Here is an 8,607-nt window from a genome sequence, read left to right on the forward strand (position 1 = left end):
ACTGCAAGCTCCTCAGCTCCTTCAGTGTCACTATCTCTCGCTCATCACCTCAAGCCGCGCCAGATGGGGTCAGCTTGGCGCTTACGTCCATTCGGGTTGAGATCCGAAAACGGGATGACACTCGACATAGGACCACCCGGCACTTCCTGCAGAATGCCGTCGCGTATGGCCTCTTTGGCCATCGTGATCGCCGCCGCGAGACGACCGGTGCTATAGATCGTTCGGGTCTTCTCGATCGGCGCGCAGTTACGACAAGTCATGCGCTTGTCCCCATAGGTACATCCACAAGTCACAGGCCAAGGAAATCCAGTGAGTGTCGATGTTACGACAACAGGCGACCGGAAATGAGTTGCTCGATCAAACGGGCATCGTGCTCCGGGCCGGGCGATCGGTACTGCTCTTTGTCCCCACTGACCCACGCATCAACTATACGAACGCCGTTAGGTGATCCGTCGAGACTGACGCCATAGATGCAGGCGCCTGTCCATGAACGATGAAAATAGAGCCAGCCATTCTCAAAAAATATGAACCACTTATCGTCCATATCCTCGGGGACGTGCCCGAGCCTGATCCTCTCGCCCTCGGCGTCCGAATACAGCAGTGCGAGGTCTATCCGATCTCGCTGCGCTGGGAGGGGTAGCGTCTTCCAAGAGGAGCGTGTGGCTGGTTGCATGACTCATCTAACCAGGACGATCGAAACCGCACAACGAAGCATTGGCAGACCATCCAAATTTGTCCACGCCGCCTAGGGCCCTCCGCTTCGCAGCGTTCCGGAAAGTGGCTCAACATGACTCTCCGCATCATTCCCGCCACTTTGCGCGATCTCTCCTATATCGCCGCCAATCTGCGGCCCGAAGACCGGGCCGAGATCGACTGCCAGTTCGACGAGTGGTCGCCGGCTTTGCTGGCGCTGACGGCGCTGCAGGGTTTTGCCTATGTCGCCGAGCTAAACGGCAATCCGGAGGCCGGGTTCGGCGCTGCCGAGCAGCGGAGCGGGCTGTGGATCGCCTGGAGCTGGGGCACGCGCCGCATGAGGCGCTGCGTGCCTGGGATTACCGAATTTTTTCATGCCGTGCTCGGGCCGCAGGTTGCGGCGCGCGGCGCCTGGCGGGTCGAGGCCCGCGCCTTGGCCAATAATGAATTGGCGCTGCGCTGGCTTGCCCGGCTTGGCGCGACGCAACGTTGCTGCCTGCCGGGCTACGGCCGGAACGGCGAGGATTTTCTGCTCTACGACTGGACAAGAACCCTTGGAGAAAACCATGTGCCTTTTTCAAAAGCCGCCGGCGCTGAAGCCGTTGCCGCCGACACCGACCATTGCCGACAAGGACGTGCAGGCGCGCGAGGCGGCGTTGCGGGCCCAGCTTGCGGCCAATGACGGCACCGCCGGAACCGTGAAGACCGATCTGTCGCCCGGCGACCTCACCGGCCAGCGCCGCGTGCTGCTGGGGGTGTGACATGGGCGCGATGAGAAGAGTGTTCCGCAACCGGGTGCTGGCGTGGTGGTACTGGCGCCGGCACGCAAGGCTGGTGAAGAAGCGAGGCGGGTGATGCCGCCGGGCTTCTCACGCAGGCCTCATTCCTCCCCACCCCCCTCTGTCCTGCCGGACATCTCCCCCGCAAGGGGGGAGATTGGCAGCTTTGGGGATACCGCCCATCTGCAACATTAGAGGTTGGCGAAGGCCGAAGCGACATCCAATCTCCCCCCTTGCGGGGGAGATGTCCGGCAGGACAGAGGGGGGTGTTCAAGCGCATGCCTCTACAATTGTGTTCCGCCTTTTCCGTAACAGCCGAGCGCAATTCGTGTTCCCTCCGCACGGTTGACATTCCTCCCTCAGCCGCCATGCTGCATTGCAACATGGCTATCGAAAAGTCCGGCATGACGGAAGCATCGCGCATCGAGTGCCTTGACGGGCTTCGGGCGCTCGCCGCGATCTGGGTGCTGATAGGCCATTGCCTGCTGTTGACCGGCTGGCAGATTCCTATCCTCGGCGAACCGGATCTCGGCGTCGATCTGTTCATCATGCTGTCCGGCTTCCTGATGGTGTTTCATTACCAGTTGCGCCAGGCCAAGGAGCCCTGGCAAAGGCCGGAAACCTGGCTGAAATTCTGGACCCGCCGCTATTTCAGGATAGCGCCGCTGTTCTACGTCATGCTGTTCGCTGCCCTGGCGCTTGGCCCATATCTCTACCAGTCAAGGACGGTCATCGACGAGTTCCTGCTGCGGTCGCCGCAGGCGCCCGAGCGTTATCTCGACAGCGGCCTGAAGAATATCGGCGCCCATCTGCTGTTCCTGTTCGGCCTGGTGCCGAATTTCGCCTATCGCACGCCGCTGCCGGACTGGAGCCTGGGGCTGGAGATGCAGTTCTACGCACTATTCCCGGCGGTCATGCTGCTGGTTCGCAGGCTTGACTGGATATGGAGCGGCATCCTGGTCGCGGCCACCGGAAGCGCGATCGTGTTGTTGATGGGACAATTGTCGGTGCATTTTCCGATGCCGTCGTTCCTGCCGCTGAAGATGCAGATTTTCCTGTGCGGGATGCTGCTGGCGGGCGTCGTCCATCAAAGGCAGAAGCGGCCTTTCGTGCATCTGGCATTGGCCATGGCTCTGGCCGCGCTGCCCTTCGGCGGCGGCTACGGGCTTGGCAAGTTTTTGATGCGCGAAGCGCTCGTCGTGGGTTTCTTTGCCCTGGTTCTCTACCGGATGCTGCCGGGAATAGCGGGCATCGTGGCCAGAAAGATCGCCATGACGCTCGCCAACAGGTTCTTTCATTTGATGGGTGAGCTTTCCTTCAGCATCTATTTGATCCATCTGCTGGTTCTCCAGCCGGTGGCGGCTCTGGTCATCACCCAGTTCGGCAACGAATTGTCGGCGCCGGTGCGCTTTGCGATTGTTGTTGCCGTCGTCTTGCCGGTGGTCTGCCTGCTGTCCTGGATCACCTACACGCTGATCGAAGTGCCCGGCCAGAAGATGGGCCGTTTCGTCGTGCAGCGCTTTGGCCGGAGCCCGGCGCTCGAGCCCAGCGCATAAAGAGCGGCCCCGATGAAGCTGCCGATCTCCCCCCTCGTGGGGGAGATGCCCGGCAGGGCAGAGGGGGGCGCTGTCCCGCCGGCTTGGCGATACAACAGCACGTCCGGGCTCACGCCCGGCAGCAAATAATCAAGGGCGGCGATCCTTCGCGCCCCCCTCTGTCCTGCCGGACATCTCCCCCACGAGGGGGGAGATCGGCGGTTTCGGCGTTCCCGCCATTTTTCCAATCGAATTTATCAAGCGAGGCTGACCATGAGCGATTCCCGTGCTCGCGATATTCTGTCGCGACAGGCTGAACTGGAGAGCGAGCGCAGCCAGTATGAGCATGTCTGGGAGGCGGTGTCCGAATTCTGCGATCCCGATGCGCCCGACATGTGGAGCGGCCGCCGCCAGGCCGGCCTCGATTCGCAGGCCGAGCGGCAGGAGCGGCGCGGTGCGCGTGTCTATGCCAACACCATCAACTCGGCCGCCAATCGATTGGCGGCCGGGCTCGAAAGCCTGATCATCCCGCAGTCGGAGAAATGGCATGGGCTGTCGACCGCGGCAATCAACGACGAAGAAACCGACGAGGAAAAGGAATGGGCGGAAGCGCTGCGCGACTTCCTGTTCTCGCTGCGCTATTCCGCCAATTCGAACTTCGTGCCGGCGACGCAGGCCTGTCTGCGCAATGTCGTGCGCTATGGCCCGGCCTATCTCTATGCCGAGGAAGGCTTTGGCGGCACGCTGATCCGCTATGCCTCGATCCCCGTGGTCGAGGGCTATCTCAGCCGAAACCGCTGGGGCCAGGTCGATATCTTCCACCGCCGCTACGAGCGCACGGCGCGGCAGGCGGCGCAACTGCTCGGTTACGATAGATTGCCGGCGCGGATCAAGGTTCTGGTCGACGACCCCGCCAAATGCGAGACAAAAATCTCGCTGATCCAGTGCATCCAGCCGCGCGACGAGCGCAAGATGTACAGTCTGAGCGGCACCTATCAATATCTCGATACGGCATTCGCGTCCTATCACGTCATCGAGGATGAAGAGGCAATCGTCAGGGAGAGCGGTTTTCGCTCGTTCCCGGTGTCGTGCTTCAACTGGCGCCGCTACGAGGGCGATCCATACGGCATCTCGCCGACCATCGAGGCGCTGACGACGGTGCGCGAGGAGAACGCTGTGCGGCGCTCCGGCCTGCGAGCATTGCAGCAGATCACCGATCCGGCCACCGCCTCCAAGGCCAGGCTCGACTATGTGCCGGTGCTCAATCCCGGCGAGAACTATCCCGGCCTCATCGACGATGCCGGCCGGCCGTTGATCGCGCCGATCGTCACCGGCCAGAACCCGACCTATGCCTTCAATTACGCCGACAGTCGGGCCGAGGAGATCCGCGACATGATGTTCGTCAACCTGTTCCAGACGCTGGTGCAGAACCCGCAGATGACGGCGACCGAGGCCTTGATCCGGCAAGAGGAGAAGGGCGCGCTGCTCGGGCCGTCCGGCTCGATCATCCAGGCCGGCTTTGCCTCTAATCTCGACCGCGAGCTGGGCATTCTCGAAGACAAGGGGCTTTACGAGGAAGATAGCCGCTTCCTGCCGCCGGCGAGCCTTGCCGGCAAGGCGCTGCGGCCGACCTTCACCGGGCCGCTCGACGTGCTGCGCCGTTCGGCGGAAGCCCGCGACACCATCCAGGTGGTCACCACCGCCATGCAGATGGCGCAGTTCGATCCCGGCATCATGGACAATATCGACGGCGATGAAGCGCTGAAGATCGTGCAGGGCGCCGGCCGCAGTCCGCAGCGCATCTTTCGCCGCCAGGACGAAGTGGCGGGCATCCGCGATGCCAGAGCCAAGGCTCAAACCGCACAAGCAGGCATGGCTTCGATCGTTGCCGCCGGCAAGCTGGCCAAGGATGCCGTGCCGGCGGCAGTGCAGGCGCGCGATAGCGGCCTGCTCGACGGGCTCGGCGGGCTGATGCCGCAGGGTGTGCAGGATGCTTCGGGTGGGCAGGGCGCATGAGTGGCAAACGCTTCGCCCATTCCAGCCAGGCCGGCGGCCCGGCAAAGGCGCGGGATGCGCTGGCCAAGGCCTATGGGTATTCTCGGGCCAGGACGGCGAGATGGTGCTGGCCGACCTGACGGCTGCGACCGGCTATTACCGCCGCCCGTCCTACGGTGAATGGCTGGCCAAGACCAAGACGCCGAACGGCTTCGAGCTGCACAGCGCGCTCAGCAATGCCCGCGCCGAAGTGGTGCAGCACATTATGGGGTTTTTGACGCTGGACGAGGCGCAGCTGGCGGCGCTGGAGAAGGCGGCGAGGGCGGAGGCGTAGGGGCTTAGGAGCGCCGGCCTTGCCACGGTCATAGCCTGCTCCGACCGATCGTTCCCACGACTCGGCCAGTTCACAGCAGGATCACGATAGGTTGCCGGCGAGTTCCATTTAGCCGACGGCCGTCGGCCTTGAGCATCATCAACGCCGGCCAATCCCTCATTGGCGACCTCCCCAAAATTCATGACCCGACGAAGGCAGCCGGATCGCCGGTGCGGCCCGACCGCGCGGAGATCTTCGGCAGTTCGAGTCTGCGGGCTCCTTGGGCAAGGAACAACTAAATGGCAACCATACCTCTCCAGCTCGCCCAGCGCCGGCTCGATACGGGCAATGTGCTCTCCTATCCCGAAGGGTCGTCGGTCGGCAGGGCGATGCAGGGGTTTGGCGACGAGCTCTCTGCCGTCGCAGAGCGCTACCAGCAGCAGAAGCACCAGCAGGAAGCGTTCGACGCCGAACTCGCGCGGCATCGGTTCAACGGCCAGATCGGGCAGGCGGAAGACGAGGTGGTGGCGAATGCGCCGGCCGACGGCAGCGGCCTGCATGACACGATGTATGGCCAGGTCGATGCGCGCACGGGCCGGATGATCAAGACCGGCCTTTTCGACACGCTGTTCGATGACGCCTTGCTCAAAATACCCGAGAGCCAGCGCACCGCTTTCGCCAGGCAGAAGGAGGCAATGCGCGAGGCCGGCTCACTGCGGATGGCGGCGAGACAGCTTCAGCGCCGCGACGAGTATGAGCAGGCCGAGTGGACCAAGATCGACAACATCTCAACCAGTGGCATCGCGCAAAGCAACCCGAGGGACACCGGGAACTTCGAAGCGATCCGGCAGAACGGTTTTGACCTGATTGCCAAGATCGGCAACCCGCTTGCCCGGCAAGCGGCCGAAGTCGCCTGGCGCGGCAACACTGCCAAGGCACTGGTTCAAGCGATGATCGCCCAAGACCCGAAACGTGCCGCAGAGATACTGGGTGCGGCGCAGGCTGAGAACCAAACCAAGGACGACACCGCCGAGGCCGTTGATGGCTCCAGCGCGTTTGTTGCGCCCAATGGGGCGGCAGCGAAGGGTGACCGCGTCGGCAAGCAGACGCCTGATGAAAGGGTGGCGCAGGCGTTCAGGGACGACCTCTCGCAACAGGAACAGGCAGCGCAGGTCCGACAGGCGGAGGCGGCCAAAACGGCTCAGCAGATCGAGCTTCGTACCAACATCGGTCTCGCCGAGCAGAACGCGCCGGACGCCATCGCAAGCACTGGCGCCTATTCCGGCAAGATGCCTGGCCGGGACGCCTTCAGGATCGCCTTTGGGCTCGACGAGGGCGACAAACGCTTCCGGGATTTCGACTGGCGAGCCGATGTCGGCAGGCAGGTTTTCGGCATGCGCACCATGCCGAACCAAGCGATCCATGCGGCGCTACGCGATGCCGATTCTGGTCCTGCAGGTTCCCGAGGGGAGCAGGCGCGGTATCACGTCACGGCCGCCGCCGCGCTTCAGACGCTGGATGCCAGACGGATGGATCCTGCCGGATACGTTCGCAAGGTTTTTCCGAGCGTCGACGCAGCCTGGAGCGAGATCACCACTCCCGACAGCGAGTCATGGAATCGTCGAGGAGAGCCGGACACTTACGACCCAGGAGCTTATGGCCGAGCAATCGCCGCTTCAGTTGCAGCACAAAAGCAATTGGGCATCGAGAACTATCAACCTTTACCACGGTCTGTTCTCAAGAACATCGCCACGATATTCAAAGACAGGAGCGTGCCACAGGCGGACAAGCACACCATCCTGTACAGCCTCTTTGATGGGGCGTCCGATCCAGAGGTCCGAGCAGCCTTATCCCAACAGCTCTTCCAAGCCGGGCTTCCTCAATCTGTCGAAAGCCAACCGGCTAGGCCCGTTGTTGAACCAGTGATCGCCGGGAAGCAGAATCAACCGTCTGCTCCTTCAAGCCCTAGGAAACCTCAATCGAAACTGGAACACGCCGCGGAGGACTTCGGCAACTATCTCACCGAAGGTTTTGAGGCCCTAGGCCGAGCACCGCACGACATTCGGCTGTTTCTTCAGGATCTGCGCGACGATCCTTTGGACGCGCTCAGTCAACTGCCGGTCACTTCTGCCTCCGGATTAGCTGCAGAGGGCAGCTTGGCGTTCGAGTCACTCGGCCAAGCCGTTGCAAAAGGATTGACCATTGTCCGCGGCGGGACGGGCAAGTTTGCCAAGCCGTTAGAGGAGTTTACGGCCAGTGGGTCGCGGGCCACATCAGAACTCGCCGTTGAGGGAGCGGCGGTTCGCCAGGCGACCGAGGTTGAGTCTCGTGCAATAAATGCAGCAAAAGAGGCCGCTTACCGCTTGAGCACCGGCGTCAAGCCTGACAAGGCTGAGCTTCTTGAGATAATAAAGTCGATCGCCAGAGACCCCTCTAAGATTAGGTCTCCGGGAGCATCGTTTGGCAAAGCTCTTTCAAAAAATTACCGTAAAACATTTCTTGATGCGAACCTAAAGGGAGAGGTTGTCGTCCATCATGCTGCAGAGCGACAGATATGGACCAGATATCCAAGCCTTGTTGCTGAAGATGAGATGCACTCTCTTCAAAATCTTCGCGGCATACCAAAAGGATTAGATAACCTTTTGCACAAGATCGTTTTCCGATTCGAATGGGATGAATTTTATGCGTCGCACCCCCAGCCAACTCGTCAGCAGGTGCTGGACTACGTGACTTATATCGACAAAAGATACGGACATCTGTTCAATCCTCCAATAGGTGAGTGATGCAATATTTCCGCATAAGGCCGAACGTCGCTGGTGGGCTAGGCAAGCACACCGTTCTTGACCCGAGCGTCCATCCGCCGATTGTGACCAAGCTTCACTATGAAGTAGAGGGCTGGTTTGGTGATGTGCTCGTTACGACATTCCCCTGTTTCCTCGTCACTGAAGAAGCCCGGCGCGCACTGCAGAAGATAGGCTTTTCAGGTGCGACGTTCGCCGACGCCGAGGTGACTACCTCGGAAGAGTGTCAAGAGGATCAACCCGGGCTTGAGCTACCACCTTTCGTCTGGCTGAAGGTGAACGGGAAGGCTGGCCGCGACGATTTCGGGATCGCAGTACCCTTCCGCCTCGTCATCTCGAAACGCATTCTTGATTTGCTGGAATCATTGGGAATACCGTTTGCTGTGGTCGAGCCTTACGATGGCCACTAGACTAGTTTCCGTCCACAAACGTCAAACTGTTGATTTTATTGCCTAAATCGTGACTTTGCGCGGGCAAGGCCCGGCGGTTTC

7 protein-coding genes are annotated in these 8,607 nt (G+C 61.3%); all 7 read left to right on the forward strand.

Annotation, left to right across the window (positions count from 1 at the left end; translation table 11 throughout):
• Positions 1–787: 787 nt before the first annotated feature.
• The 7 genes from NKJ46_RS34010 to NKJ46_RS34040 all read left to right on the forward strand — a co-directional run bounded on the left by NKJ46_RS34010 (position 788) and on the right by NKJ46_RS34040 (position 8,526).
• Entirely contained in the window at positions 788–1,375 is a 588-nt protein-coding gene (locus NKJ46_RS34010; RefSeq protein WP_352671619.1) for a hypothetical protein, read from the forward strand.
• 480 nt (positions 1,376–1,855) lie between these two features.
• Positions 1,856–3,028, forward strand: coding sequence for an acyltransferase family protein (locus NKJ46_RS34015; RefSeq protein WP_352671622.1), 1,173 nt, complete (start codon positions 1,856–1,858; stop codon positions 3,026–3,028).
• A 252-nt stretch (positions 3,029–3,280) separates the two neighbouring features.
• The gene (locus NKJ46_RS34020) at positions 3,281–5,023 is read left to right on the forward strand and encodes a portal protein (RefSeq protein WP_352671625.1); all 1,743 of its coding nucleotides are present in this window, start codon (positions 3,281–3,283) and stop codon (positions 5,021–5,023) included.
• The gene (locus NKJ46_RS34025) at positions 5,020–5,142 is read left to right on the forward strand and encodes a hypothetical protein (protein WP_352671628.1); all 123 of its coding nucleotides are present in this window, start codon (positions 5,020–5,022) and stop codon (positions 5,140–5,142) included. The genes NKJ46_RS34020 and NKJ46_RS34025 overlap by 4 nt, the downstream gene beginning before the upstream one ends.
• Positions 5,124–5,336 carry a Bbp19 family protein gene (locus NKJ46_RS34030; RefSeq protein ID WP_352671631.1) on the forward strand — a complete coding sequence of 71 codons (213 nt, stop codon included), beginning with the start codon at positions 5,124–5,126 and terminating at the stop codon, positions 5,334–5,336. Before NKJ46_RS34025 ends, NKJ46_RS34030 begins: the two co-directional genes overlap by 19 nt.
• 278 nt (positions 5,337–5,614) lie before the next feature.
• The gene (locus NKJ46_RS34035; RefSeq protein ID WP_352671633.1) at positions 5,615–8,098 is read left to right on the forward strand and encodes a hypothetical protein; all 2,484 of its coding nucleotides are present in this window, start codon (positions 5,615–5,617) and stop codon (positions 8,096–8,098) included.
• Positions 8,098–8,526: a hypothetical protein gene (locus NKJ46_RS34040; RefSeq protein WP_352671636.1), complete on the forward strand. Its 429-nt coding sequence runs from the start codon at positions 8,098–8,100 to the stop codon at positions 8,524–8,526. Before NKJ46_RS34035 ends, NKJ46_RS34040 begins: the two co-directional genes overlap by 1 nt.
• The last annotated feature ends 81 nt before the right edge of the window (positions 8,527–8,607 follow it).

It is taken from the genome of Mesorhizobium sp. M0166 (assembly GCF_040322255.1).
Taxonomy (GTDB): domain Bacteria; phylum Pseudomonadota; class Alphaproteobacteria; order Rhizobiales; family Rhizobiaceae; genus Mesorhizobium.

Coding starts and splice junctions, on each gene's coding strand:
- NKJ46_RS34010 (WP_352671619.1), top strand. CDS start 788: ATGACTCTCCGCATCATTCCCGCCACTTTGCGCGATCTCTCCTATATC.
- NKJ46_RS34030 (WP_352671631.1), top strand. CDS start 5,124: ATGGTGCTGGCCGACCTGACGGCTGCGACCGGCTATTACCGCCGCCCG.
- NKJ46_RS34015 (WP_352671622.1), top strand. CDS start 1,856: ATGGCTATCGAAAAGTCCGGCATGACGGAAGCATCGCGCATCGAGTGC.
- NKJ46_RS34040 (WP_352671636.1), top strand. CDS start 8,098: ATGCAATATTTCCGCATAAGGCCGAACGTCGCTGGTGGGCTAGGCAAG.
- NKJ46_RS34035 (WP_352671633.1), top strand. CDS start 5,615: ATGGCAACCATACCTCTCCAGCTCGCCCAGCGCCGGCTCGATACGGGC.
- NKJ46_RS34020 (WP_352671625.1), top strand. CDS start 3,281: ATGAGCGATTCCCGTGCTCGCGATATTCTGTCGCGACAGGCTGAACTG.
- NKJ46_RS34025 (WP_352671628.1), top strand. CDS start 5,020: ATGAGTGGCAAACGCTTCGCCCATTCCAGCCAGGCCGGCGGCCCGGCA.